Origin of the sequence: Mesorhizobium sp. WSM4307 (assembly GCF_007003945.1) — a bacterium.
GTDB lineage: Bacteria > Pseudomonadota > Alphaproteobacteria > Rhizobiales > Rhizobiaceae > Mesorhizobium.
Genome location: NZ_VFTB01000008.1, coordinates 109,653 through 132,932, shown reverse-complemented (window position 1 = coordinate 132,932; position 23,280 = coordinate 109,653). Strand labels below are relative to the sequence as shown.

The following is a 23,280-nucleotide window of genomic DNA, read 5'->3' as shown; positions in this document are numbered from 1 at the left end:
GCAAGTCTTTTCAAAATCCGGCTTCAGGCGGCGTGCGAGGCCTGCGTGTCCGACAGCAGCGCGTGGATCGCCGCGGCATCGCGCGTCCCCCTGATCTTGGCCACGGTGTCGGCGTCGCGCAGCACGCGCGCGATGCGCGACAAGGCCTTCAGATGATCGGCGCCCGCCCCTTCCGGCGCCAACAGCAGAAACACCAGATCGACAGGCTGGTCGTCCAGCGACTCGAAATCGACCGGCGTTTCCAGCCGGGCGAAAACACCGGCGATGCGCTTCACGCCGGCGAGCTTGCCATGCGGAATGGCGATGCCATTGCCGACGCCCGTCGAGCCCAGCCGCTCACGCTGCAGGATGGTGTCGAACACTTCCCTCTCCGGAATGCCCGAAATTGCCGCCGCCCGTTCAGAAAGCAATTGCAGAAGCTGCTTCTTGGAGTTCGCCTTCAACGCCGGCAAGATCGCCGGAACGCTGATAAGATCGCTCAGATCCATGCTTGAAAATCCCTTGTTCGCCTGCCGTGGCCAGTCCCCACCCCTCGTGCGGCTGGCTTTTATCCCTGTGCGACCTTGGTCGTGGACGGGTCGATCCAGCCAATGTTTCCGTCGGGCCGGCGATAGACGATATTGAGATGATCGGTTCCGGCGTTGCGGAAAACGAACACCGGACTGTCCTTGGTATCGAGTTCGATTACCGCCGAGGCCACCGACATGGTCTTCAGCGTCATGGTCGATTCGGCGACGATGGCCGGCGCGAAATCCTCCGGCATCTCCTCGTCGTCATCGGCAAGCGGCGCCATCACCGTATAGGCGATGTCGGTCAAATCGCCATTGCCTGAATTGTGCGATTTGAGACGGCGCTTGTAGCGCCGAAGCCGGGTCTCCAGCCGATCGGCCGCGGCCTCGAAAGCCAGGGTCGGATCCTGGGCATCGCCGGTGGCCTGCAACGAGGCGCCGGAATCCAGCCGGATCATGCAATCCGCCGAATAGCGCGAGCCCGATTTGATGACGGTGACGTGTCCCGCAAAGCCGCGATCGAAATATTTGCCGATCGCTTCGCCGACACGATCGTTGATGCGTGTGCGGAACGCATCGCCGATATCCATGTGTTTTCCCGATATGCGCAGATTCATCTGAAAACTGACCTTCCTTGCTCAGGCTTCAAACTGGCCCGAGTTTATACTCGTGATCCGTGCGCACAAGCTTTGCGGCGTCACTCGCGCCGATTTAAATCCGAACTTTCCGGTTGATCACAAGCCGCCTTTTTGACCATCCCGAGGCCATTGTCGTGACGGACCATCCGCTAGCGGGCATCAGGCCCGTCTCATGCGGGCGGGCTTCTAGCCACTTCCCCGAGGCTTGTCAATGAAGCTCGGCCGCTGTGGAAAATCGCAGGGGCCTAGCGCCCGGCGCTGGCGAGCGCCCGCTTCTCGCGCCGGCGCTGCACCGACGACGGAATATTCATGCCTTCCCGATACTTGGCGACCGTGCGCCGGGCGATATCGACGCCGCTCTCTTTGAGCATGTCGACGATCGCGTCATCCGAAAGTACATCGATAGGTTTTTCTTCGTCGATCAGCTGCTTGATGCGATCACGCACCGCTTCCGAGGAATGCGCGTCGCCGCCGCCCGACGCGGCGATCGAGGCGGTGAAGAAATAGCGCAGTTCGAACACGCCGCGCGGGGTCAGCATGTATTTGTTTGCGGTAACGCGGCTGACGGTCGATTCGTGCATGCCGATCGCGTCGGCCACCGTGCGCAAATTGAGCGGCTTCAGCTGGCGCACGCCGTGGACCAGGAATGCATCCTGCTGGCGCACGATTTCCGAGGCCACTTTGAGGATCGTCTTTGCCCGCTGGTCGAGGCTGCGCGTCAGCCAGTTGGCGTTCTGCAGGCATTCGGCCAGGAAATCCTTTTCCGCCTGGTTCTTCGCATGCGGCGACACCTGGGCGAAATAAATATGGTCGACCAGCACGCGCGGCAGCGTCTCGGCGTTGAGTTCGACGGTCCAGCTGCCGTCATTGGCCGCGCGCACCTCGACATCGGCGACGATGGCGTCGCTAGCGCCGCCCGAAAACGCCATGCCCGGGCGCGGATCGAGTGCCCGGATTTCGGCCAGCATGTCGAGCAGATCCTCCTCGTCGACGCCGCAAATCCGCTTCAGCGTCTGGAAATCACGCCGCGCCAAGAGCTCGAGATTGGCGACCAGGGCCTTCATCGCCGGGTCGAGACGGTCGCGCGCCGCAAGCTGCAGCGAAAGACATTCGGCAAGGTCGCGGGCGAACAGGCCGGTCGGCTCGAAGGTCTGGCACACCGCCAGCACCTTGGCCACGCTCGCTGCGTCGGTGCCCAGACGCGCGGCGATCTCCTCGATATCAGCCCTGACATAGCCGGTTTCGTCGAGGCCATCGGCGAGTTCGCCTGCGATCAGCCGCGCCGCGAGATCGACGAAGGCGAGGGCGATCTGCTCGCCGACATGGTCGCGCAAGGTGATGGCGCTCGCCGCCATGTCGCCGGCGTCGAGCCCCTCGGACGAGGAGCCGCCGCCATTGCCGGATGCCGATTTCCATTGCGCCGTCAGGTCGGGTCCGAGCCGCTCGCTGATGCCGGGATCGTCGGGAAACAGGTTCTCCAGCGACGTATCGAGTTTTTCCGATATCGCCTCGGCGCTCCACCCCGCCTCGTTCTCGAACCAGTCGCCCTCGGCGGCCGCTTGCGGCTCTGCCTCGATCTTCTGCACCTGGTCGCTCGCGGCGTCGTCCTGCGGCTCGGCGCGCTCCAGAAGCGGGTTGCGCTCGATCTCCTCGTCGATGAAGTGCTCAAGCTCGACATGGGTGAACTGCAGCAGCCGAATCGACTGCATCAGCTGCGGCGTCATCACCAGCGACTGGGACTGTCTGAGCTGTAATTTCGCCGCCAACGCCATGGTTCGGTTTCAAACGCCTCCTCTACGCGTCCGCGCCTCCCGAAACGAATTCGGCAGCCGGCCATAAAAACTGGCCCGGCTTTTGCTTGTCAAGGCAAAGCCTAGCAAAAGCCGCTTACCGGAGCGTTATCTCGGAGCAAAATCGCGAAAAATCAGCCCGCGACACGCAAAAAATCGTGCCAGGAAACAAATTTCACGCCTAAGGCAAATTTCCGGAAACGATCCTCCAGCCGGAATTGCATGAGAAAAAAGGTCAGAGCGTAAAGCCCTCGCCGAGGTAAAGCCGCCGCACATCCGGGTTCGCCACCACCTCGTCGGCGCGGCCATGGGTCAGCACCTGGCCGGCATGGATGATGTAGGCACGGTCGATCAGCCCGAGCGTCTCGCGCACATTGTGGTCGGTGATGAGGACACCGATGCCGCGCGCCGTCAAATGGCGCACAAGCTGCTGGATATCGGCGACGGCGATCGGGTCGATGCCGGCAAAGGGCTCGTCGAGCAGCATGTAGGCCGGGCGCGTCGCCAGCGCGCGTGCGATTTCCAGGCGCCGCCGCTCGCCGCCGGAGAGCGACATGGATGGCGCCTTGCGCAGATGGCTGATGTGGAATTCCTCGAGCAGTTCGTCGAGATTGCGCTCGCGCACCTTGCGATCCTTTTCGACCACTTCGAGCACGGCGCGGATATTCTGCTCGACATTGAGGCCTCGGAAGATCGACGCCTCCTGCGGCAGATAGCCGATACCGAGGCGCGCGCGACGATACATCGGCATCGAGGTGACGTCGAAACCGTCGATCTCGATCGTGCCTTCATCCACCGGCACAAGGCCGGTAACCATGTAGAAACAGGTGGTCTTGCCGGCGCCGTTTGGGCCGAGCAGCCCGACGGCCTCGCCGGCGCGCACGCCGAGCGTGACGCCGCTGACCACCTTGCGGCCCTTGTAGCTCTTGGTCAGGCCCTTGGCGATCAAGGTTCCCTTGAACTTCGTCTTGTCGACGGTGATCGTGGCCGGAGCCGAAACCTTGGCTGCGGCACGTCCCGGAAGACGCGCCGTCAGCGATGACAGGCTGGCCATCAGGGGTTCGTCGCTCCCGCCTTTGGCGCATCCGATTTCGGCGGGGTCATCGACATGATGACACGTCCCCCGCAACCATCGACATTGGCCAGGCCAGTCTTCATTTGCACGGTCAGCTTGCAGCCCTTGAGCACGTTGGGGCCTTGCGACAGCACCACTTCCTTGCCGGACAGGACCAGCACCTGCGTCTTCATGTCGAAGGTGCCATTGTCGCCGGTCGCAACCTGGTCATTCGACTTGATGTAGACCTTGCTGCTGACTTCGAGGTGGTCAATGTTGGCGGAGCCGGTCATCGCGGCACCCGCCGCTTCGGTACCCTTGGCGGCCGCGTTGGGATCCTTGACGTAATACACCATCATCTTGCCGGCCTTGAGCAGGGTTGGCCCCTGGACGACAGTGACGTTGCCGGTGAACACGGCGAGGTTCTCGGCCTGCCGCACCTCCAGCTTGTCGCTTTCGATCTGGATTGGCTTGTCGCCGGACAATTTGAGCCCGGACACCTGGCTGCTGGCACCCGACTGCGCCACCGACGGCACAAGGCCCAGCAGGAGCAGCACCGAAGTTGCGGCCGCAAGCCGTGTCGAACTATTGTGCCACATTCGATTCTTCGCCCTTTGCCTCAGCCGCCTTCACGCTGGCGGGATCGATGTTGACGCGCACCCTCTTCTCGAACACCAGGATCTTGCCATTGTCCTGGACCGACAGGGAATCCGCTGTGATTTGCGACCCGCCACTGCTGACGTCGACGGGGTCGTCCGTCTTCATAGTGCCTTTGCCCATGTCGAGGAAGACCGATTTGAACTTGGCTTGCATGCCGTCGGTCGTGGTGATCATGACGTCGCTGGTCATTTTCATCGTATTGCCGTCGCGATCGTAGATACCGTGCGAGGCTTTGATGGCAGCGACATTGTCCGGCCCGACCGGCACCTTGGCGTCTATGCCTTCGAGCTCGATGATGCCTTGCGTGCTGACATCCTGGATCGCCCGCAGGGCTGTCATCGAATAGGGCTGCTTCTGCTTGGTGAAACCGTTGAGCTTGGGATTGGCCATCACCAGCTTGCCGTTGGAAAAGGCGGCGCCTTCCGACTGCACCGCGACCGAGACGGGGGCGGCCAGATAGGAATAGATCGGGAAGGCGACGGCGATCAGCGCCGCGGCCAGGGGCACGGCGAATTTGAGCACGCGCACGCGGCGCGAATGACGTTGGGCGCGGTCGAACGCATCGCCCCGCGTCCAGCCATCCGCCGGGGGAGCCAACGCCGTCTCGGGGCTGGTCGGTTCATTCGATCGCGCTAACATGACTGCTTTCTTCTAGACCCTGCCCGCCAAGGAACACCGCCTATAGGTGGGGGGCCGGCACTCTCAAGCAAGCACAAGCCCACGAAAACCGCAAAAATGTGACAACTGTGGTTGTACAAACGAAAACGAGGTCGGCACAACAGCCGGTACTTCATAGCAGAAATGGGCGCGCCTGCGCCTTTTTTTCATCACCGCTGTTCTTCCCCTTACCTCGCGTGCCTTGCACAGGCCAGTCACAAAAAGGACAGTGTTTGGATCGCCGCGGGCGATTGCCGCGCCACAGGCAAGCGGAACTGCTTCCCGATGACGACATCATGGTCTAAAAGCGTCTCTTCCCGCCGACCGTGAGGCTGACCATGGCATTGAGAGCCGACGACCTGATCGACCGCCGCCGTTTGCGGCGCAAGCTGACATTCTGGCGTGTTGCGGCCATCGGCATCGTGGCCCTCGGCGTGATCGCGCTGTCGGCCTGGTTCTATCGCGACGATCTCGGCGGCTCGGCTGTCGACCATATTGCCAAGGTCAGGATCGAAGGCACGATCACCGAGGACGAGGACCTGATCAAGCGTCTGGAAGACATCCGCAAGTCGTCGAAGGTGAAGGGCGTGATCCTCGCGATCGATTCACCCGGCGGCACCACCGTCGGCGGTGAATCGATCTATGAGGAGGTGCGCAAGGTCGCCGCCGACAAGCCGGTTGTGGCCGAAGTCGGCACGCTCGCCGCATCGGCCGGCTATATGATCGCAAGTGCGGCCGACCACATCGTCGCCCGCAAGACCTCGATCGTCGGCTCGATCGGCGTGCTGATCCAGTATCCCGACGTCAGCGGCCTGATGGACAAGCTCGGCATCAAGCTGGAGGAGGTGAAATCCTCGCCGCTCAAGGCTTCGCCTTCTCCTTTCAAGCCGACCAATGACGACGAGCGCGCCATGGTCCGCAAGCTCATCCTCGACAGCTACGACTGGTTTGTCGGCATCGTCGCCGAACGCCGCAAGATGACCCACGAACAGGCGCTGGCGCTGGCCGACGGATCGATCTTTACTGGCCGCCAGGGTGTCGCCAACGGGCTGATCGACGCCGTCGGCGGCGAAACCGAGGCGATCGACTGGCTGGCGGCCAAGGGTGTCGACGCCAAGCTCAAGGTGGTCGAATGGAAGGATACGGAGCGGCGCGGCAGCTTCCTGTGGTCAAAAGCCATGGTAAAAACGGTGGGCAGCGCGCTTGGCCTGCCGGACTACAGCAGTGATGTCATCCACGAACTTGGCGCCGACCGCTTGTTTCTTGACGGCCTCGTTTCTGTCTGGCACCCTTGAGCGCGGTTTGGGGCAGCTGAAAAAGCCAATAAAATCATCCTCATAATTTCGACCGAACTGCTTTCACGGGGACCCGTCTGATGATCAAGTCCGAACTTGTGCAGATTATTGCCACGCGCAATCCGCATCTTTTCCTGCGCGACGTCGAAAACATCGTCGGCGCGATCTTCGACGAGATCACCGACGCACTCGCCGAAGGCAACCGGGTCGAGTTGCGCGGATTCGGTGCCTTTTCGGTGAAAAACCGTCCCGCCCGTACCGGCCGCAACCCGCGCACCGGCGAATCCGTCGAGGTCGAGGAGAAATGGGTGCCGTTCTTCAAGACCGGCAAGGAACTGCGCGAAAGGCTGAACGGCGGCAAGTAGGCGCAGCGCCAACTTCCGACGGAAAACATAATGCTCAATCGTTTCATGCTCATCGTGGTCTTCGTGCCCCTGGCGATCATCCTGATCGCGCTGGCCGTCGCCAACCGCGAACTCGTCGCCTTCACGCTGGATCCGTTCAATCCCGGCAATCCGAAGCTGACGCTCACCTTGCCGCTGTTCATTTTCCTGTTCCTGGCGCTTGCCATCGGCATGATCGTCGGCAGCCTGGCGACCTGGGTCAAGCAGGGCCGCTACCGCAAACTGGCGCGCCAGCGCGGCGTCGAGGCGGAAAACCTGCGCCAGGCGGTCAGCCGCGCGCCATCAGCGCCGCAGGGATCAGCCCAAGGACAGGCCCAAGGGTCGGCCCAAGGGTCGGCCCAAGGGTCGGCATTGCCAAAGCCGACCAGTTGATGGGCCGGCCGGCGCCTTTCGTTCCGCGGAGCTGTTCATGCTGACCATTTCGGCCGCCGAGGTCGACAGTGCGCTGACCTTTCCCGGACTGGTCGAGACGTTGCGCGCGGCATTCCGCGAAGGTGCGGTGCAGCCGGTCAGGCATCATCACGCTGTCGAACGGCCCGATGGTGCCGCCTCGACCTTGCTGCTGATGCCGGCATGGACCGATTTCAACGCCGCCGGCACGTCTTCCGGCGGCCATATCGGCGTCAAGATCGTCACCGTCTCGCCCGACAACAACGCCATCGGCAAGCCCGCCGTGATGGGGCTCTATCTCCTGCTCAATGGCGCGACAGGCGAACCGGAAGCCCTGATCGACGGCCAGCGGCTGACGCAATGGCGCACCGCCTGCGCCTCGGCGCTGGCGGCTTCCTACCTTGCCCGCGACGACGCCTCGCGGCTGCTTGTGGTCGGCGCGGGCGCCCTATCGCCGTTCCTCGCCAAGGCGCATTCGGCCGTGCGGCCGATCAAAACCATCCGCATATGGAACCGCACCCCGGCAAACGCCGAGAAAGTCGCGGCCGATTTGCGCGCCGATGGCTTTGCGGCCAGCACCGCGACCGACCTCGATACCGAGCTTGGTGAGGCCGATATCGTTTCCTCGGCGACGATCACCACCACGCCGCTGATCAAGGGCGCTCTGTTGCGGCCAGGCACCCATGTCGACCTGGTCGGCGGCTTCACCCCGACGATGCGTGAAAGTGATGACGACGCCATCGCCCGCGCCCGCGTGTATGTCGACACCCGCGCCGGCGCCACCAAGGAAGCCGGCGACATCGTCCAGCCGCTGGCCTCGGGCGTGCTGAAGACGGACGCCATCGTCGCCGACCTGCACGAATTGGCGCGCGGCCGGAAAAAGGGCAGAGAGAGCCCTGACGAGATCACGCTGTTCAAGTCGGTTGGCGCGGCACTCGAGGACCTTGCAGCGGGCATTGCCGTCTACAAGGCTCTCAAGCCCTAGCTTCTGCAAGTTTCTTTGCAGCACCCATCGCCTCTGCGATCAGACGAAAATCGTGATCGGTGATTTCGAACAGGCCAAAGCGCAGCTGATATCCCCAGTTCGACTTGCCGGCGGTGAAGTCCAGCCGTTCGAGCAACGGCTTGATCGGCGCTTCTTCAGCCGCCATCCACTCGACATCGCGCCGGAACGGCGTGAAGCCGCCGCCCATGTCGCCCTGATAGGGTTCTCCTTCCCGCACCGTGCCGATTGCCGTGAATGCCTGCAGGCCGTCTTTTTCGCGCAAAACTGTGGTCGGCGAATAGTAGACGATGCCGTCGCCGGGCTTGACGCGACGCAGCGGCGCCGCCTTGCCGTGATTGACCTGCATGAAACCGTCCTTTCGGCCGCGCCGGACATGTTCGGCCGACGCAACGGCGATCCAATACGCGCTCATTTCTGCTCTCCATCGGCCTGTTGCCCGTCGGACAGCCAGTAGACGCGCAGGCGGTGGTTGTCGGGATCGAGCGCAACGAAAGTGCGGCCGAAATCCATGTCGGTCGGCGTCTGCAGGATCTCCAAGCCACGTCCGGACCAGTCGGCGTGGGTTGCGTCGACCGCATCCGGCGTCTCCAGCGCAAACACGATCTCGGCGCCGCCACCGGCCGCGGCCGCCGCCGGCTCGACCGTATGGCGCGACCACAGGCCGAGCTTGAAGTCGTTGTCGAGCACGAACAGCACGAAGGCCGGCGCGCTTTCGAGCGGCTCGCGCCCCAGCAGCGCGCTGTAGAAGGCACCGCTCTTGAGCGGCTGGTCGACATAGAGAATGACGAAATTCGGGCTTACCATGACTGCTCTCCAAGCTGTTTCAACGTTTCGACTTGGCTGATATAGGGCAAGCTACTGTCAGATTCTGGCAGTAGGCATCATGGCCCGCGCGGCTTGTCGAGCGTTGCCCGCCACTCCTTGAGCAGCGCCTGGCGGCGACGCGGATAGCGCGCATCGACGGCGTCGAGGCCGGATATGCGATCGGCGCGAAAATGCCGGAAATCCTGTCGCATCTCGCACCACGCCACCACCACCCGCACCTTGTCGAAGAAGCCGAGCGCGAACGGCCAGACGATACGTTGCGAAGCAGCACCACCGGCATCGCGGTAGAGAAAACCGAGTTTGCGTTCGTGGCGGATGGCCTGCCGCACGACGCCAAGATCTATGCCTTCAATGGCCGTCATCTGCGGCCCGACCAACAGGGTCGAGGCATCGAGATCCTCGCGCAGATCCTCCGGCAGCACGGCCGCGATCTTGGCCAGCGCATTGGCGGCAGCGGCCGAAAGACGCTGGTCCGGCTGCTTGGCAACCCAGCGCGAACCGAGCACGATGGCTTCGATCTCCTCGTCGCTGAACATCAGCGGCGGCAGCATGAAGCCGGGCTTGAGCACATAGCCCAGTCCCGCCTCGCCCTCGATCGGCGCGCCTTGCCCCTTCAGCGTGGCGATATCGCGGTAGAGCGTGCGGATCGAAATCCCGAGCTCATCGGCCAGCGCCTGCCCGCTCACCGGCCAGCGGTGCCGGCGCAGCGACTGGATCAGGTCGAGCAGGCGTTCGGAGCGGGACATCAATGGCAATCCGTTGGCGACGAACGATAGGGCCGCCATGCTTGGCGCCGCAAGCGGCTTGATGGCTCGGAACTCCTCGGACGAGGGACCGTTGTTCCGGCATGCAGATATACGGTTTCCTGCTGTTCTGGTCTGTGCTGACTGCCATGGTCGCCGCACTCAGCCTCGGGCCGTCTTTCGCCCACGTCCTGGAATCGGCACCCCGGCTCACCCAGTGGTCGCCGGCCCTTTGGCGCGAGACCACCGTTTTCAACGGCCAGTTCCTGCTCTTCGCGGTGATTGGCGCGCCGCTGGACATCGCGGCAATCGCCTGCCCCGGACTGCTAGCCTGGCTGCTGCGCGACGATCGCCCGGCGTTCTGGTTCGCGCTCGTAGCCGCCTTGCTCTACGCGCTGTCGCTCGTGTTGTGGTTCGTTCTCGTCAAACCGGCCAATGATGTCCTCGCCACCTGGGTGCCGGGCCCGATCCCGGATGGTTTCGAAGCCATCCGGCTGCGTTGGGAAACCGGCCACATGGCTGTCACGGCATTCAAAACCGCCGGCTTCATTTCGCTGGCTCTCGCCCTGCTTGCGATCAGGCGCGGCTGAACCGCCCGCCACCGCGCCGCCGTCGCAATGTCGCGCGGGTTTTGTTGCGCCGAAGGGCATAGCTGTGGCAGAAGCGGGCCGAACCGCCGGAGATGCTGCTTCTTGAAGTCTTTTCGCGACAAACGCCGCGACGGCCGCCCGCCCGCGAAAGACGGCGCGCAACAGGCGCGTGCGCACGACAATCGTGGTGCGGCAAGGTCGGAGGCAAGGCCACGGGAAAAGCAGGCCGGCAGCCCGGACAGCCAGCCCGCACCGAATTCCGCGCCGCGCATCCTTGCCCGCCGTGACGGCGCCCTGCCCGCCGAGCAGCTTCCGCTGATTCTCGAAGTGGCGCCGAATGCCGATTATGCGCTGCTCGACAGCGGCGCCGGCCAGAAACTCGAACAATATGGCCCCTACCGCATCGTGCGGCCCGAGGGCCAGGCGATCTGGCAGAAGGCCTTGCCGGCGAGGGACTGGGAGCGTGCCGACGCCATCTTCACCGGCGACACCGACGAAGAAGGCATCGGCCGCTGGCGTTTCCCGAAGATGCCGCTCGGCGAGACCTGGCCGATGAAGCATAACGGCATCGATTATCTCGGCCGTTTCACCTCGTTTCGCCATGTCGGCGTCTTTCCCGAACAGGCCTCGCACTGGGACCACATGGCCGGGCTGATCGCGGCGGCCAGGCGGCCGGTCAAGGTGCTGAACCTGTTCGGCTATACCGGCCTCGCCTCATTGGTGGCGGCCCGCGCCGGCGCCGAGGTCACCCATGTCGATGCCTCGAAGAAGGCGATCGGCTGGGCGCGTGAAAACCAGGAGATGGCCGGGCTGGGCAGCAAGCCGATCCGCTGGATCGTCGACGACGCGGTGAAATTCGCCGAGCGCGAGGAGCGCCGCGGCAGCCGCTATGACATCATCCTGTTCGACCCGCCGGCCTATGGCCGTGGCCCCAAGGGCGAGGTCTGGCAATTGTTCGAGGATCTGCCTGCCCTGACCGATCTCTGTCGCGCGATCCTGACGCCGAAGCCGCTTGCCGTGGTGTTGACCGCCTATTCGATCCGCGCCTCCTTCTTCGCCATCCACGCTTTGATGCGCGACACCTTCGCCGGCATGGGCGGCAGGGTTGAATCGGGTGAGCTGATCATTCGCGAAAAGTCCGCTGGCAGGGCGCTTTCGACCTCATTGTTTTCGCGTTGGGTGGCCTGAATGAACGAACGGCATGTGGGCGCACCTGGCCAGGTGAAGGAAGTCACCAGCCTCGCCAATCCGCTGATCAAGGACATCAAGGCACTCGCCCTGAAGAAATTCCGCGACCAGCAGAACGCCTTCATGGCGGAGGGGCTGAAGCTGGTCATCGATGCGCTCGACCTGGGCTGGCAGATCAGGACGCTTGTGTTCGCCAAGGCCGGGCGCGGCAACCCGGCGGTGGAAAAGGTCGCCGCGCGCACGGTTGCCGCCGGCGGCACGGTGCTCGAAGTCTCGGAAAAAGTGCTTGTCGCCATCACCCGCCGCGACAATCCGCAAATGGTGGTCGGCGTCTTCTCGCAAAAATTCCTGGCGCTGAAGGACATCCGCGCCGACAATGGCGATGTCTGGGTGGCGCTCGACCGGGTGCGCGACCCTGGCAATCTGGGCACCGTCATCCGCACCGTCGATGCCGTCGGCGCCAAGGGTGTCATCCTGGTCGGCGACACCACGGACCCGTTTTCCGTGGAGACGGTGCGCGCCACCATGGGTTCGATCTTCGCCGTGCCGGTGGCGAAGGCAACGACCGAGGCCTTCCTTGCCTGGCGCGGCGGATTTTCTGGCCTTGTCGCCGGCACGCATCTGAAGGGTGCGGTCGACTACCGCTCGGTCGATTTTTCCCGTGGGCCTGTGCTGCTGATGATGGGCAATGAGCAACAGGGCCTGCCTGAAAGCCTGGCAGCGAGTTGCGACCGGCTGCTCAGGATCCCGCAAGCGGGCCGCGCCGATTCGCTCAATCTCGCCGTCGCCACCGGCATCATGCTGTTCGAGATCCGGCGCGGCGCGCTGAGGCTCGAACCAATCGCCGACCAGCAATGAAGGTTGCCCGCCCGTGAGATCATGGTCCCCCTACGCGCTGCTCGTCGTCGCGGCCATCGCGCTCGATCAGTGGATCAAGCATCTGGTCGAGGCCGGCCTGCCCTTCCAGGAAAAGCTCGATCTGGTGCCGTTCCTGGCGCTGTTTCGCACCTACAACACCGGTATCGCCTTCTCGATGTTCTCCTCCTTCGGCGATACCGGCCTGGTGGTCATCGCCGTTATGGTCGTGGCTTTCGTGCTCTACCTCGCCACCCGCACGCCATCGGGCCATGTCATCGCCCGCACCGGCTTTGCCCTGATCACCGGCGGCGCGCTGGGCAATCTGATCGACCGTGCCGTCTACGGCCACGTCATCGACTACATCTTGTTCCACACGCCGGTTTGGTCCTTTGCCATCTTCAACCTCGCCGACGCCTTCATTTCCGTGGGCGCGGCACTGGTCGTCTTCGACGAACTCATCGGCTGGCGTCGCGAGCCCAAAGCTTCGAACGCCAAATCTTCCAAAGATTGACCCCACGCGGCCATCGCCGCACAGTCAAGGACGCCAAGCAAGTTCGCGGAGAAAAAGATGTCCGAAACCTTCAAAGCCATCCTCGTCTCGCGCGACGCCGACAAGAAACAGTCGGTCGCCGTGACGGATCTCACCGAAGCCGACCTGATGGAGGGTGACGTCACCGTCGCGGTCGAGGCGACGACGGTGAACTACAAGGATGGGCTGGCCATTACGGGCAAGGCGCCGGTGGTCCGCCGCTGGCCGCTGGTGCCGGGCATCGACTTCGCCGGAACGGTCATCTCGTCCTCCAATCCCGACTGGCGCAAGGGAGACAAGGTCATCCTGAATGGCTGGGGTGTCGGCGAGACGCATTTCGGCGCCTATGCCGGGCGTGCCCGCGTCAAGGGCGACTGGCTGGTTCCGCTGCCGGAAGGCATCAGCGCCCATGACGCGATGGCGGTCGGCACCGCCGGCTATACCGCCATGCTCTGCGTCATGGCGCTGGAGCGGCACGGCATCCTGCCTGATCGCGGCCCGGTGGTGGTGACGGGTGCAGCCGGCGGCGTCGGTTCGGTCGCGGTCTCCATCTTGTCCAGCCTCGGGTACCACGTCATTGCGTCGACCGGACGCAATGCCGAAAGCCCCTATCTGATAAATCTCGGCGCCGCCGAGGTGATCTCGCGTGACGAGCTCAGCCAGCCCGCCAAACCGCTGGCCAAGGAACGCTGGGCCGGCGGCATCGATTCGGTCGGCAGCCACACGCTGGCCAATGTGCTGTCGATGACCTCCTATGGCGGCGCGGTCGCGGCCTGCGGCCTGGCCGGCGGCATGGATCTGCCGTCGAGCGTCGCCCCCTTCATCCTGCGCGGCGTCTCGCTGCTCGGCATCGATTCGGTGATGGCGCCGAAGGCCGTGCGCCTCGAGGCCTGGCGGCGCATCGGCACCGATCTCGACCTGCAGAAGCTCGCCAGCCTGTCCACGACCATCGGCTTCGACAATATCATCGATGCCGCGCGCGACATCGTCGACGGCAAGATCCGCGGTCGCGTCGTCGTCGACATGTAAGCCCGCCTCGCGGGCTCCAGCCAGCGGATGGATCGCCTAATCCGGTGGCGAATCCGCCGCTGCCGGGACAAAAACGCCTATCCGCTAAAATTCGAACGATCCGCCGCAATTTTCCATAATCTCTGTCTGGCAAGGGTTTCGCATGATCGCGGAATCCGACAGCCGACAGGCAAACAAGGGCGACGATGTCGATGCGGTTGCGGCACCAGCGGCGGCGCGGCGGTTCATCGCCGCACCGCCGCTGGTGCCCGAGCAACAATTGGTCAGGCGGGAAGGCCTGCCGCTGCTCACCTTCGTCGCCATCCTGGTCCTGGCGGGCCTCGCGCATCTGACCGGGGCGCCGATCTTCATCAGCCTCGCCTTGCTGGCAACCGGCCTCGCCGGCCTGGCCATGCATTTCCATGCCAGACGCAGCGCCCACCGCACCGTGGTAATGCTGGACGAGACCACCGCCCGAAGCCGCGCCGAAATCGAGACGCTGGCCGACCGCATGTGGGAAATGCAGGAAAGCGAGGAGCGCTTTCGCGGTCTCATCGATGCGCTGGGCGACCTCGTCATCCATCGCGATCGCGACGGCCACATCGTCTATGCCAACAAGGTGTTCGCCGATCTGGTCGAAGCCGATCAGCGCGATCTTGCCGGCAAGACCCTGGCCGAACTTGGCATCGAGGTCGGCATCGTCCCCGATGCCGCCTTTTCCGACCATGAGTGCCTCAGTTCCACCGATGTCGCCATCCGCACGCCAAGCGGCCCGCGCTGGTTCTCCTGGATCGAACTGTCGGTGCGCGACAAGGACAGCGGCACGGCATCGCATCGCGCCATCGCCCGCGACATCACTGCCCGCAAGCGCGCCGAATCCTCGCTCATCACCGCGCGCGAGCGCGCCGAATACGCAAGCCAGGCCAAATCGCGCTTCCTCGCCACGGTCAGCCATGAAATCCGCACGCCGATGAACGGCATCATGGGCATGGCCAGGCTGCTCGCCGATACCAGCCTGTCGCCGGAACAGCAGACCTATGTCGGCGCCATCTCGACCTCGGCCAGCGCCTTGCTCGCCCTGATCGAGGACCTGCTCGACTATTCCAAGATCGAGGCCGGTCGCTTCGATCCGGAACCGCAGCCCATGTCGGTGCGCGAGATCGCCGACAACATCATCGAATTGCTCGCCGCCCGCGCCTTCGCGAAGGGTATTGGCCTCGGCTGCCACGTCGAACCGGATGTACCGCAATTGATCACAGCCGATCCAGGCCGGGTCAGGCAGGTGCTGCTCAATCTGATCGGCAACGCCATCAAGTTCACCGACGGCGGCGGTGTGCTGGTCAGCATCGCGCGCGCCCGCACCGAGACCACCGACCGCATCTGCTTCACCATCACCGACACCGGTCCCGGGCTGCGCGAAGAGGACATGGAGCGTATCTTCGAGGAGTTCGAACAGGCCGACGGCACCTCGACGCGCGCACATGGCGGAGCGGGGCTCGGACTTGCCATCTCCAAGCGACTGGTGGCTGCCATGGGTGGCACGATTTCGGTGTCCAGCCGGCTTGGCCAAGGGTCGGAATTCGTCTTCGAAATCCCGGCCACGGAGGCCACCGAGGCGCCTCAGGGCCGGCAGAACGTGCTTGCCGGCAGGCGCGCGGTGATCCTGTCCAGGAACGCCGTCGAGGCAGACGCCATCGCCCGCACCATCCGCGCCAATGGCGGCGCGGCCGCCATCGCCACCACGGTGGCACAGGCCGCCTCCTTCGCCGACGGCTGCGACGTGGTTCTGGTCGACGCGGCCATGGAGGAGAGCGATGGGAGAGTGCTCAAACGGTTGCGCCAAGTCGGCTTTTTGGATTGCGAAGCCGTTACGCTGATCGCACCGACCGACCGCGGCCTGCTTGGCGAATTCCGCGCCAGCGGCTACGCGACCTTCCTGGCCCGGCCGGTGCGCGGTGGAACACTTTTGCGTGTTCTTTTGACCAGCCATGCGCCGGCCCTTGCCCAGCCGCAGCCGGAAAAGCGCCGCACCCCTGCGCTGCGCGCTTCAAGCGACCGCCAGTTGGGCTTGTCCGTGCTGATCGCCGAGGACAACGACATCAATGCCATGCTGGCCCGCGCCACGCTGTTGAAGGCGGGGCACCGCGTCAAGGTAGTCGGCAATGGCAAGGCCGCCGTCGAGGCCGTCACCAGCGCCGGGCACAAGCACCGCTTCGACGTGGTGCTGATGGACCTGCATATGCCGGTCATGGACGGGCTGGATGCCATTGCCGCGATCCGCCGCCATGAGGAAGAGACATCGGCGCCGCCCGTGCCGATCATGGTGCTGTCGGCCGACAGCCAGGAAAAGACGCGCCATGCGGTGCTTGCCCATGGCGCCAGCGGCTTCGTCACCAAGCCCCTCGACCCGGATGCGCTCGTCAACGCCGTCGAGGGCCAGGTTGCGGCCTGATCCGCTTTTTTCCAGCTGGGCGGCTGATGCACGCCAACCCAAAGAGGCCCCGATTTATCGAGGGCGACCCCCATCAAAACAAGGGTTTGAAGCGCGGCGAGTTGATCCGTGCAAACGAAAGGCGCCTCGCTCCTCCTCACCTAACGTAGCCGGTTGACCGTTTTCGCCAGCCGACGAAGTATTGCCCGCGACGCCTTATCACGGTACTGTCACAATCCTGTTGCACCTACACCGTATCCCCGTGCCAAGAGGGATGGCTCGAAGGAGAATCACTCGTGCATACAGTTATGCCGGAATGTGACACTCGGCCGAACGCCAGCAGCGCCTTGCTCGGCGGGCGTAATGTCGATTCCGTCATAAAGGGCGCAGCACTCGGCCGTATTGGCAATCTCGAAGTGCGGCTCGCCCGCAACGAGGCCGAGATCGCGGCCGCGCAGGAAGTGCGCTACCGCGTATTCTATGACGAGCTTGGCGCCCGCAAGGACCTGTTCCAGGCGCAGGACCGCCGCGACGCCGACCGATTCGATCCGCTTTGCGATCATCTGCTCGTCTTCGACAATTCGATTTCCGGCCCCGAACACCGCCGCATCGTCGGCACTTACCGGCTGCTGCGGCAAGAAATCGCGGCCGCCGCCGGGGGCTTCTATTCCGAAGGCGAATTCGAGCTGACCAAGCTCATCGCCCGCCATCCCGGCCAGCGTTTCCTCGAGCTCGGCCGATCCTGCGTTTTGCCGGAATACCGCTCGAAGCGCACCATCGAGGCGCTGTGGCAAGGCATCTGGGCCTACATCAATCACTACGAAATCGGCGTGATGACCGGCTGCGCTTCCTTCCACGGTACCGTGCCGGCGGCGCATGCCGAGGCGCTCACCTATCTCGCCCATCACTGCCGCACGAATTCGGCCTGGGACGTGCGCGCGGTGTCCGGGCGCTATTGTTCCATGGACCTGATGCCGATCGAGGCGGTCAACACCAAGGCGGCGATCGCGGCGATGCCGCCTCTGGTGAAGGGCTATCTGAGGGTCGGCGCCCGCATCGGCGACGGCTGCGTCATCGACCGCGAATTCTCGACCGTCGATGTCTTCGTGGTGATGCCGGTCAAGGAGATCGGCGCCCGCTACGTCAATTACTATGGCGGGGAAGCGCAGCGCTTTGCGGCGTAAGGGCAGTAGGCAAGACGCTACGATTCACGCTTCGCTGACTACGCACTACTGACTACTCCCTATTCCCTTCCTTACGGAATATCCTCCGGCCGCCGGCCTGGCCGGCTCTTGTATGACGGAAACGACCAGCCGAAACGCAGCGCGCCGCCGCGCACGGCGAGCGCCACGACGAAGCCGGCCAACCCCGAGACGATCTGGGGCAATCCGGCGACGTCGCCAAATGTGAAGATGGCGGCGCCCGCCAGAGCGGCCGTGACGTAGATCTCCGGCCTCAGCAGCACCGATGGTTCGCCGGCAAGCAGATCGCGCAATATGCCGCCGAAGGTCGCGGTCAGCATGCCGGTGATGATCGAAACCACCGGCGAACCGGTGATCGCCAGGCCCTTGGCCGCACCCATCACTGAAAAAGCGGCCAGCCCGATGGCGTCGAGCCACAACAGCAGCTTGTAGCGGGATTCGACGCGATGCGCGGTGAAGAAGACAAGGATCGCCACCACCGCGCAGATCAGCACATAGTCGCGGTTTCCAACCCAGAAGACCGGCACGTTGAGGATGAGGTCGCGAAACGTGCCGCCGCCAATGCCGGTGACGCTAGCAAGGAACAGGAAACCGATCATGTCGAGTTGCTTTCGCGAAGCAGCCAACGCCCCGGTCGCCGCAAAAACAGCGACGCCGGCATAGTCGAGTAGGGCGATGGGATGCATGGCGGTAAGGGAGTAGGCTTAGGGATTAGGAATTGGGCGTATGCATAGCACGAAGCCGCACGATTGATACGACTGCCTTATTCCCTACTGCCCTACCCCTAACTACGCATCCTTCTCCGCCTGCTCATTCACCGGCCCCGGCTCGACCGGCGCCTCGGCGGCAATCTTCGGGCCGCCCTTGGCGACGCCGACCATGGCCGGACGCAGCACGCGCTCGCCGATCGAATAGCCCGGCTGCACGACCTGGACGACGGTGTTGGCCGGGACATCGGGATTGGGCACTTCGAACATGGCCTGGTGGAAATTGGGATCGAACTTCTCGCCTTCCGGCGCGAGCTTCTTGACCCCATGCCGTTCCAGCGCCGACAGCATCGCGCGCTCGGTCAGGTCGACGCCTTCGATCAGCGCCTTGAAGCCGGCGTCGCCCGAGGCCTTCGCCTCCGCCGGAATGGCGTCCAGCGCGCGGCGCAGATTGTCCGACACCGACAGCATGTCGCGGGCGAAATTCGCAACCGCATAGGTGCGCGCGTCGTGTACGTCGCGCGCGGTGCGGCGGCGCAGGTTCTCCATCTCGGCCGCGACGCGCAGCGCGCGGTCCTTCAGCTCTTCATTTTCCTTCAGCAGTCGCACAAGCGCTTCATAGTCGCCATCGATGCTGCCTTCCGTCCGCTCGGCATTGGCCTCGGTCGCCTCGGCTTCACTGGGCGCGCGTTCGTCTTTTGCCTGGTCGCTCATCGCCGTTTCCCGTCATCTCGAATGGTATGGATTTTGTGCCCGATATCGAGGTTTGGCAGCCAAAAATCAAGGGGTAAGCGATCATTGAGCCTTGGGCCGGACCTGGGTCGTGATCAATGGCGATGCTTAGATTTTAATTCAAAGTTTACCGTACTTGCCGGCTTAGCTTGCCACGGAAGCGTGATGCGGGAACCATTCCCCTACTGGAGGAGTTTCGGAGCCGACACAGGATTTGAAATGATGACCCGCAACAAGGCTGAAAAGGCAGAAAGGCTCGCCGCAGAAGTCAGGCGCCAGTTCGGTGCCGAGGCGATGACGCGTTTTCTGCGTACCTTGCCGGCTTTCCGTATCGAAACCGATACTCATGACCGCTTCAGGCAATTGCTCGACCGCCTCGATCGGGTCGAGGATGGCGGTACCAGATTGCGGCGGCAGTAGCTCTTTACGCGACAATTACGCGCAGTAATTTTGCGTGATGGCTGCCTTGCGGTAGCCACATGCCGTGCCTATGCTTCCTGATGAACATGATTTCCCCCGATGCGGTCGCCAACAGCAAGCGTGCCTGGTTGAAGGTCCTGGCGCGCTACAAGAAGCCGGACCGGCGACGCAGCGCCGTCGAACTCGCCATCACCCTCATCCCGTTCGCCACGCTGTGGGCGCTCTCCTCGGCTGCCTATGCCTATGGCCATTGGTGGGGGCTGATCCTGATCCTTCCGGCAGCGGGGTTCCTGGTGCGCATCTTCATGATCCAGCATGATTGCGGCCATGGGTCCTTCTTCGCCAACCGCTATGCCGACGACTGGATCGGCCGCGCGCTCGGCGTCCTGACGCTGACACCCTACGATTGCTGGCGGCGCGCCCACGCGACACATCATGCCAGCGCCGGCAATCTCGACGAGCGCGGCATGGGTGACATCACGACGCTGACCGTTGCCGAATACCGGCAATTGTCCTGGCGCGGGCGCCTCGCCTACCGCCTTTATCGCCATCCACTGGTGATGTTCGGCCTTGGACCCATCTGGCTGTTCATCTTCTCGCAAAGGCTGCCCATCGGCATGATGCGCGGCGGCCTGACGCCCTGGGTGTCGTCGATGACCACCAATCTCGCCATCGCGCTAGCGGCGGCCCTGCTTATCTGGACCGTCGGTCCCGGTGCGTTCCTGGTCGTCCATCTGCCGATCGTCATTCTCGCCGGCTCGGCAGGCATCTGGCTGTTCTACGTCCAGCACCAGTTCGAGGAGACGGAATGGGCAAAGGATGACGACTGGGAGTTCCAGCATGCCGCCTTGCATGGCTCGTCCTATTACGACCTGCCGCCGGTGCTGAACTGGTTCACCGGCAATATCGGCGTTCATCACGTCCACCACCTCTCCGCCAAGGTGCCTTGCTACCGGCTGCAGGAAGTGCTGCGCGACTATCCGGAACTGCGCGGCATCGGTCGCGTCACGCTGCTCGACAGCCTGCGCTGCGTCAAACTGGCATTGTGGGACGAGAATCGCCGGAAGCTGGTGTCGTTCCGCGAGGCACGGGCGACGATGTAGAACGACGACCGCCGCGCCGTGGCGCGGCGGCGGAAGCAAACCCCTGTTCAGGCGGCCTGGCGCTCTTCGCGCATCAGGATCTCGCCATGGCGGATTTCGGTGCCAAGCACCTTCAGGCACTCACGGATGAAGTTGGACAGGCCCGGCCAACCCTTGGCCGACACCAGATTGCCGTCGACATGGGCGCCGGTCGGCGCGACGTCGATGTAGATGCCGCCGGCGAGCGTCACTTCCGGCTCGCAATAGTGGAGCGCCGCCACTTCCCTGCCCCGCACCACACCGTCGACCGCAATCAGGATCTGCACGCCATGGCAGATGGTGAAGATCGGCTTGCCGGCCTCGTGGAAATGCCGCACCAGCGCCTGCACCCGCTTGTCGATGCGGATGTATTCGGGACCGCGCCCGCCCGCCGCGTAGACGGCGTCATACTTGGCCGGGTCCACCTCGGAGAACGTCTTGTTGAGGATGTAGTCGTGGCCGGGCTTTTCCGTGTAGGTCTGGTGGCCTTCAAAATCGTGCAGCGAAGTCTTGAGGATATCGCCGGCCTTCTTGTCCGGGCAGACGACATGCACGATGTGGCCGACGGCATGCATGGCCTGTTCAAAGACGAAAATCTCATACTCCTCGCTGAACTCGCCAACGAGCATCAATATTTTCTTGCCAGCCATTTCTGGTTCCTCCCTTGTGGCCAAATTTATTTCGGGTCTCGAAATAATGTTCCCTATCCTAAGGGCAGGAGGGTCGCAGGGAAAGCGCAAATTGCCAAATTGGTATGACCAGTTTTCCGCCTTCACGACCGAAGGCGCTTCTCGGCGGACGAAAATAGCTTCGCTGGTTCGACCAGAGCCGCGGTCAGGCGGCGGCCTTGATCATGTCCGCCGCCTTCTCGGCAATCATGATGGTCGGAGCGTTGGTGTTGCCGCCGATCAGCGTCGGCATCACCGAGGCGTCGACGACCCGCAAGGCTTCAAGCCCGTGGACCCGCAATTGCGGATCGACCACCGCCAGGTCGTCGACGCCCATCTTGCAGGTGCCGGCCGGGTGATAGATCGTGTCGGCGCGGGCACGGATGTGGGACATCAACTCCGCGTCGCTCGAAACACCGGCGGTGTAGATTTCCTTGTGGCGATATCTGGCCAGCGCCGGCGCCTCCAGGATACCGCGCATCATCCTGACACCCTTGAGCAAAAGCCCGGCGTCGCGTTCGTCCGAAAGAAAGCGCGGATCGATGCGCGGTGGTGCCATGGGATCATGAGTCGACAGCCCGACCTCGCCGCGCGAATGTGGCCGCAGCACGCAGACATGGCAAGAAAAGCCATATCCCATATGCAGCTTGCGGCCATGATCATCCACGATCGCGATGCAGAAATGCAGTTGCAGGTCGGGCCGTTCCATCGCCGGATCGGATTTGAGGAAGGCACCGCCTTCGGCATAGGGCGTGGCGATCATACCGCCGCCATCTTTCCGCCAGCGCAGCATGTGCCGCAGCAGGCCAGGTAGGCCGCGCAGACCGATGCCCATCATGTCGGCATCCCTTGACGTCCAGCCCATGATGAAATCGAGATGGTCTTGCAGGTTCTTGCCAACACCGGGCAGTTCATGAATGACCGGAATGCCATGCATGGCAAGCTCGGCGGCCGGACCAATGCCCGATAGCAACAGGAGCTGAGGCGAACCGAAGGCGCCACCACAGACGATCACTTCGCGCCTGGCTTTCGCGATGGCTTCGCCCTTCCCCGCGCGATACCGCACGCCGGTGGCGCGCTTGCCATCGAGGATGACCGCCGTGGCATGCGCACCAGTGATGACGGTAAGGTTCGACCTGTTCATGGCCGGTCGCAGATAGGCAGCGGCCGCCGAGCAGCGCTCGCCATTACGACGTTCGCCCCAGAATTGCGTCACTTGGTAAAGTCCGGCACCTTCCTGTTCGGCGCCGTTGAAATCATCGTTGCGCCGGATCTGGTTTTCGCCGCAGGCCTCGACAAAGGCCCGGGAGAGCGGACGTGGCTCTTGCTGCTCGGCAACCCGCAGCGGCCCGTCACCGCCATGCAGGGCATCAGCGCCGCGTTGATTGCCTTCCGCCCGCCGGAAATACGGCAGCACCTCGTCCCATGACCAGCCGTCGCAGCCGAGTTCGGCCCATTCGTCGTAATCGCCGCGGTGCCCGCGCGTATAGAGCATGGCATTGATGGCGCTGGATCCGCCCAGCGCCTTGCCGCGCGGCTGGTAACCCTTGCGGCCGCCAAGGCCCTGCTGCGGCACCGTCTCGAACGCCCAGTTGTCGATCTTTGGCCGGCCCGGCAACAATGCAATGATGCCTGCCGGCGCGCGGATAAGCAGGTTGCTGCCCGCGCCGCCGGCTTCGATCAGGCAGACCGTTTTCGATGGATCTTCGGACAGCCGCGCGGCAAGCGTGCACCCGGCGGACCCGCCGCCGGCGATGACATAGTCGAAATCCATGACTTCCTCCCTCGCACCCGGCGGATGTTTCCGTCCGGATGACCAAGAGAAGGCTCGATTACGGCCTATGTAAAGATGGGT

General features: G+C 63.6%; 26 protein-coding genes. 13 read left to right on the top strand and 13 right to left on the bottom strand.

Going from position 1 to position 23,280, the window contains the following annotated elements; translation table 11 throughout:
• Window positions 1–23: 23 nt before the first annotated feature.
• The 6 genes from ptsN to lptC form a co-directional block, all read right to left on the bottom strand.
• Complete coding sequence (gene ptsN, locus FJV83_RS20360) at window positions 24–488, bottom strand: PTS IIA-like nitrogen regulatory protein PtsN (RefSeq protein ID WP_019861194.1); 465 nt, start codon at window positions 486–488, stop codon at window positions 24–26.
• A gap of 59 nt (window positions 489–547) precedes the next feature.
• Window positions 548–1,126 carry a ribosome-associated translation inhibitor RaiA gene (gene raiA, locus FJV83_RS20355; RefSeq protein ID WP_095772489.1) on the bottom strand — a complete coding sequence of 193 codons (579 nt, stop codon included), beginning with the start codon at window positions 1,124–1,126 and terminating at the stop codon, window positions 548–550.
• Between the two features lie 266 nt (window positions 1,127–1,392).
• Entirely contained in the window at window positions 1,393–2,919 is a 1,527-nt protein-coding gene (rpoN, locus tag FJV83_RS20350) for an RNA polymerase factor sigma-54 (RefSeq protein WP_142875654.1), read from the bottom strand.
• A gap of 253 nt (window positions 2,920–3,172) precedes the next feature.
• Window positions 3,173–3,991 carry an LPS export ABC transporter ATP-binding protein gene (gene lptB, locus FJV83_RS20345; RefSeq protein ID WP_010911489.1) on the bottom strand — a complete coding sequence of 273 codons (819 nt, stop codon included), beginning with the start codon at window positions 3,989–3,991 and terminating at the stop codon, window positions 3,173–3,175.
• Window positions 3,991–4,590, bottom strand: a complete 600-nt coding sequence (locus FJV83_RS20340) for an LptA/OstA family protein (protein WP_142884552.1) — start codon at window positions 4,588–4,590, stop codon at window positions 3,991–3,993. Before FJV83_RS20340 ends, lptB begins: the two co-directional genes overlap by 1 nt.
• Window positions 4,577–5,290, bottom strand: coding sequence for an LPS export ABC transporter periplasmic protein LptC (gene lptC / locus FJV83_RS20335; RefSeq protein WP_095772486.1), 714 nt, complete (start codon window positions 5,288–5,290; stop codon window positions 4,577–4,579). Before lptC ends, FJV83_RS20340 begins: the two co-directional genes overlap by 14 nt.
• 356 nt (window positions 5,291–5,646) lie before the next feature.
• On the opposite strand from lptC, the gene sppA reads away from it, so the two are divergent.
• The 4 genes from sppA to FJV83_RS20315 all read left to right on the top strand — a co-directional run bounded on the left by sppA (window position 5,647) and on the right by FJV83_RS20315 (window position 8,382).
• Window positions 5,647–6,603: a signal peptide peptidase SppA gene (gene sppA, locus FJV83_RS20330; RefSeq protein ID WP_095772485.1), complete on the top strand. Its 957-nt coding sequence runs from the start codon at window positions 5,647–5,649 to the stop codon at window positions 6,601–6,603.
• A gap of 80 nt (window positions 6,604–6,683) precedes the next feature.
• Window positions 6,684–6,968 carry an integration host factor subunit beta gene (locus FJV83_RS20325; RefSeq protein ID WP_006200394.1) on the top strand — a complete coding sequence of 95 codons (285 nt, stop codon included), beginning with the start codon at window positions 6,684–6,686 and terminating at the stop codon, window positions 6,966–6,968.
• 30 nt (window positions 6,969–6,998) lie between these two features.
• The gene (locus FJV83_RS20320) at window positions 6,999–7,379 is read left to right on the top strand and encodes a DUF1049 domain-containing protein (RefSeq protein WP_142884553.1); all 381 of its coding nucleotides are present in this window, start codon (window positions 6,999–7,001) and stop codon (window positions 7,377–7,379) included.
• Between the two features lie 37 nt (window positions 7,380–7,416).
• Entirely contained in the window at window positions 7,417–8,382 is a 966-nt protein-coding gene (locus FJV83_RS20315) for an ornithine cyclodeaminase family protein (protein WP_095772483.1), read from the top strand.
• Here FJV83_RS20315 and FJV83_RS20310 read toward each other — a convergent pair.
• The 3 genes from FJV83_RS20310 to FJV83_RS20300 all read right to left on the bottom strand — a co-directional run bounded on the left by FJV83_RS20310 (window position 8,372) and on the right by FJV83_RS20300 (window position 9,974).
• On the bottom strand, window positions 8,372–8,815 hold the full coding sequence (locus FJV83_RS20310) for an EVE domain-containing protein (protein WP_095772482.1): 444 nt from the start codon (window positions 8,813–8,815) through the stop codon (window positions 8,372–8,374). The genes FJV83_RS20315 and FJV83_RS20310 overlap by 11 nt on opposite strands.
• Window positions 8,812–9,207 carry a VOC family protein gene (locus FJV83_RS20305; protein WP_142884554.1) on the bottom strand — a complete coding sequence of 132 codons (396 nt, stop codon included), beginning with the start codon at window positions 9,205–9,207 and terminating at the stop codon, window positions 8,812–8,814. Before FJV83_RS20305 ends, FJV83_RS20310 begins: the two co-directional genes overlap by 4 nt.
• Window positions 9,208–9,284: 77 nt before the next feature.
• On the bottom strand, window positions 9,285–9,974 hold the full coding sequence (locus FJV83_RS20300; protein WP_095772480.1) for a YafY family protein: 690 nt from the start codon (window positions 9,972–9,974) through the stop codon (window positions 9,285–9,287).
• A gap of 101 nt (window positions 9,975–10,075) precedes the next feature.
• On the opposite strand from FJV83_RS20300, the gene FJV83_RS20295 reads away from it, so the two are divergent.
• From FJV83_RS20295 to FJV83_RS20265, 7 genes are all read left to right on the top strand, one after another.
• Entirely contained in the window at window positions 10,076–10,561 is a 486-nt protein-coding gene (locus FJV83_RS20295; protein ID WP_095772479.1) for a hypothetical protein, read from the top strand.
• 102 nt (window positions 10,562–10,663) lie between these two features.
• Window positions 10,664–11,749, top strand: a complete 1,086-nt coding sequence (locus FJV83_RS20290) for a class I SAM-dependent rRNA methyltransferase (protein WP_142884555.1) — start codon at window positions 10,664–10,666, stop codon at window positions 11,747–11,749.
• Window positions 11,750–12,607 carry an RNA methyltransferase gene (locus FJV83_RS20285; protein ID WP_095772477.1) on the top strand — a complete coding sequence of 286 codons (858 nt, stop codon included), beginning with the start codon at window positions 11,750–11,752 and terminating at the stop codon, window positions 12,605–12,607. It abuts the gene before it with no gap.
• 13 nt (window positions 12,608–12,620) lie between these two features.
• On the top strand, window positions 12,621–13,118 hold the full coding sequence (lspA, locus tag FJV83_RS20280; protein ID WP_095772476.1) for a signal peptidase II: 498 nt from the start codon (window positions 12,621–12,623) through the stop codon (window positions 13,116–13,118).
• A 57-nt stretch (window positions 13,119–13,175) separates the two neighbouring features.
• Entirely contained in the window at window positions 13,176–14,165 is a 990-nt protein-coding gene (locus FJV83_RS20275; RefSeq protein WP_095772475.1) for an MDR family oxidoreductase, read from the top strand.
• A 142-nt stretch (window positions 14,166–14,307) separates the two neighbouring features.
• Window positions 14,308–16,596, top strand: a complete 2,289-nt coding sequence (locus FJV83_RS20270; RefSeq protein WP_095787070.1) for a PAS domain-containing hybrid sensor histidine kinase/response regulator — start codon at window positions 14,308–14,310, stop codon at window positions 16,594–16,596.
• A 287-nt stretch (window positions 16,597–16,883) separates the two neighbouring features.
• Window positions 16,884–17,759 carry a GNAT family N-acetyltransferase gene (locus FJV83_RS20265; RefSeq protein WP_179296420.1) on the top strand — a complete coding sequence of 292 codons (876 nt, stop codon included), beginning with the start codon at window positions 16,884–16,886 and terminating at the stop codon, window positions 17,757–17,759.
• 71 nt (window positions 17,760–17,830) lie between these two features.
• Here the strand turns inward: FJV83_RS20265 and FJV83_RS20260 are convergent, their stop codons facing one another.
• Both FJV83_RS20260 and grpE read right to left on the bottom strand, forming a co-directional pair.
• Window positions 17,831–18,463, bottom strand: coding sequence for a trimeric intracellular cation channel family protein (locus tag FJV83_RS20260; RefSeq protein WP_142884556.1), 633 nt, complete (start codon window positions 18,461–18,463; stop codon window positions 17,831–17,833).
• Window positions 18,464–18,565: 102 nt separating this feature from the next.
• A complete protein-coding gene (grpE, locus tag FJV83_RS20255) occupies window positions 18,566–19,198 on the bottom strand; it encodes a nucleotide exchange factor GrpE (RefSeq protein ID WP_095772471.1) in 633 nt (210 codons plus the stop codon).
• Between the two features lie 237 nt (window positions 19,199–19,435).
• Between grpE and FJV83_RS20250 the strand changes: the two genes are divergently transcribed.
• Together FJV83_RS20250 and FJV83_RS20245 are read left to right on the top strand one after the other, a co-directional pair.
• Window positions 19,436–19,636: a hypothetical protein gene (locus FJV83_RS20250; RefSeq protein WP_095772470.1), complete on the top strand. Its 201-nt coding sequence runs from the start codon at window positions 19,436–19,438 to the stop codon at window positions 19,634–19,636.
• 80 nt (window positions 19,637–19,716) lie between these two features.
• Window positions 19,717–20,739, top strand: coding sequence for a fatty acid desaturase (locus tag FJV83_RS20245; RefSeq protein WP_095787073.1), 1,023 nt, complete (start codon window positions 19,717–19,719; stop codon window positions 20,737–20,739).
• A gap of 47 nt (window positions 20,740–20,786) precedes the next feature.
• Here the strand turns inward: FJV83_RS20245 and FJV83_RS20240 are convergent, their stop codons facing one another.
• Together FJV83_RS20240 and FJV83_RS20235 are read right to left on the bottom strand one after the other, a co-directional pair.
• Window positions 20,787–21,407 (bottom strand): DJ-1/PfpI family protein, encoded by a 621-nt coding sequence (locus FJV83_RS20240; RefSeq protein ID WP_095772468.1) that lies wholly within the window; start codon window positions 21,405–21,407, stop codon window positions 20,787–20,789.
• A gap of 184 nt (window positions 21,408–21,591) precedes the next feature.
• On the bottom strand, window positions 21,592–23,199 hold the full coding sequence (locus FJV83_RS20235; RefSeq protein WP_142884557.1) for a GMC family oxidoreductase N-terminal domain-containing protein: 1,608 nt from the start codon (window positions 23,197–23,199) through the stop codon (window positions 21,592–21,594).
• Between the last annotated feature and the right edge of the window lie 81 nt (window positions 23,200–23,280).

Coding starts and splice junctions, on each gene's coding strand:
- FJV83_RS20310 (WP_095772482.1), bottom strand. CDS start 8,815: ATGAGCGCGTATTGGATCGCCGTTGCGTCGGCCGAACATGTCCGGCGC.
- FJV83_RS20285 (WP_095772477.1), top strand. CDS start 11,750: ATGAACGAACGGCATGTGGGCGCACCTGGCCAGGTGAAGGAAGTCACC.
- FJV83_RS20235 (WP_142884557.1), bottom strand. CDS start 23,199: ATGGATTTCGACTATGTCATCGCCGGCGGCGGGTCCGCCGGGTGCACG.
- FJV83_RS20325 (WP_006200394.1), top strand. CDS start 6,684: ATGATCAAGTCCGAACTTGTGCAGATTATTGCCACGCGCAATCCGCAT.
- sppA (WP_095772485.1), top strand. CDS start 5,647: ATGGCATTGAGAGCCGACGACCTGATCGACCGCCGCCGTTTGCGGCGC.
- FJV83_RS20250 (WP_095772470.1), top strand. CDS start 19,436: ATGATGACCCGCAACAAGGCTGAAAAGGCAGAAAGGCTCGCCGCAGAA.
- FJV83_RS20275 (WP_095772475.1), top strand. CDS start 13,176: ATGTCCGAAACCTTCAAAGCCATCCTCGTCTCGCGCGACGCCGACAAG.
- FJV83_RS20305 (WP_142884554.1), bottom strand. CDS start 9,207: ATGGTAAGCCCGAATTTCGTCATTCTCTATGTCGACCAGCCGCTCAAG.
- FJV83_RS20245 (WP_095787073.1), top strand. CDS start 19,717: ATGAACATGATTTCCCCCGATGCGGTCGCCAACAGCAAGCGTGCCTGG.
- ptsN (WP_019861194.1), bottom strand. CDS start 488: ATGGATCTGAGCGATCTTATCAGCGTTCCGGCGATCTTGCCGGCGTTG.
- rpoN (WP_142875654.1), bottom strand. CDS start 2,919: ATGGCGTTGGCGGCGAAATTACAGCTCAGACAGTCCCAGTCGCTGGTG.
- FJV83_RS20240 (WP_095772468.1), bottom strand. CDS start 21,407: ATGGCTGGCAAGAAAATATTGATGCTCGTTGGCGAGTTCAGCGAGGAG.
- lptB (WP_010911489.1), bottom strand. CDS start 3,991: ATGGCCAGCCTGTCATCGCTGACGGCGCGTCTTCCGGGACGTGCCGCA.
- FJV83_RS20300 (WP_095772480.1), bottom strand. CDS start 9,974: ATGTCCCGCTCCGAACGCCTGCTCGACCTGATCCAGTCGCTGCGCCGG.
- FJV83_RS20295 (WP_095772479.1), top strand. CDS start 10,076: ATGCAGATATACGGTTTCCTGCTGTTCTGGTCTGTGCTGACTGCCATG.
- grpE (WP_095772471.1), bottom strand. CDS start 19,198: ATGAGCGACCAGGCAAAAGACGAACGCGCGCCCAGTGAAGCCGAGGCG.
- raiA (WP_095772489.1), bottom strand. CDS start 1,126: ATGAATCTGCGCATATCGGGAAAACACATGGATATCGGCGATGCGTTC.
- FJV83_RS20315 (WP_095772483.1), top strand. CDS start 7,417: ATGCTGACCATTTCGGCCGCCGAGGTCGACAGTGCGCTGACCTTTCCC.
- FJV83_RS20270 (WP_095787070.1), top strand. CDS start 14,308: ATGATCGCGGAATCCGACAGCCGACAGGCAAACAAGGGCGACGATGTC.
- FJV83_RS20320 (WP_142884553.1), top strand. CDS start 6,999: ATGCTCAATCGTTTCATGCTCATCGTGGTCTTCGTGCCCCTGGCGATC.
- FJV83_RS20340 (WP_142884552.1), bottom strand. CDS start 4,590: ATGTGGCACAATAGTTCGACACGGCTTGCGGCCGCAACTTCGGTGCTG.
- FJV83_RS20260 (WP_142884556.1), bottom strand. CDS start 18,463: ATGCATCCCATCGCCCTACTCGACTATGCCGGCGTCGCTGTTTTTGCG.
- lptC (WP_095772486.1), bottom strand. CDS start 5,290: ATGTTAGCGCGATCGAATGAACCGACCAGCCCCGAGACGGCGTTGGCT.
- FJV83_RS20265 (WP_179296420.1), top strand. CDS start 16,884: ATGCCGGAATGTGACACTCGGCCGAACGCCAGCAGCGCCTTGCTCGGC.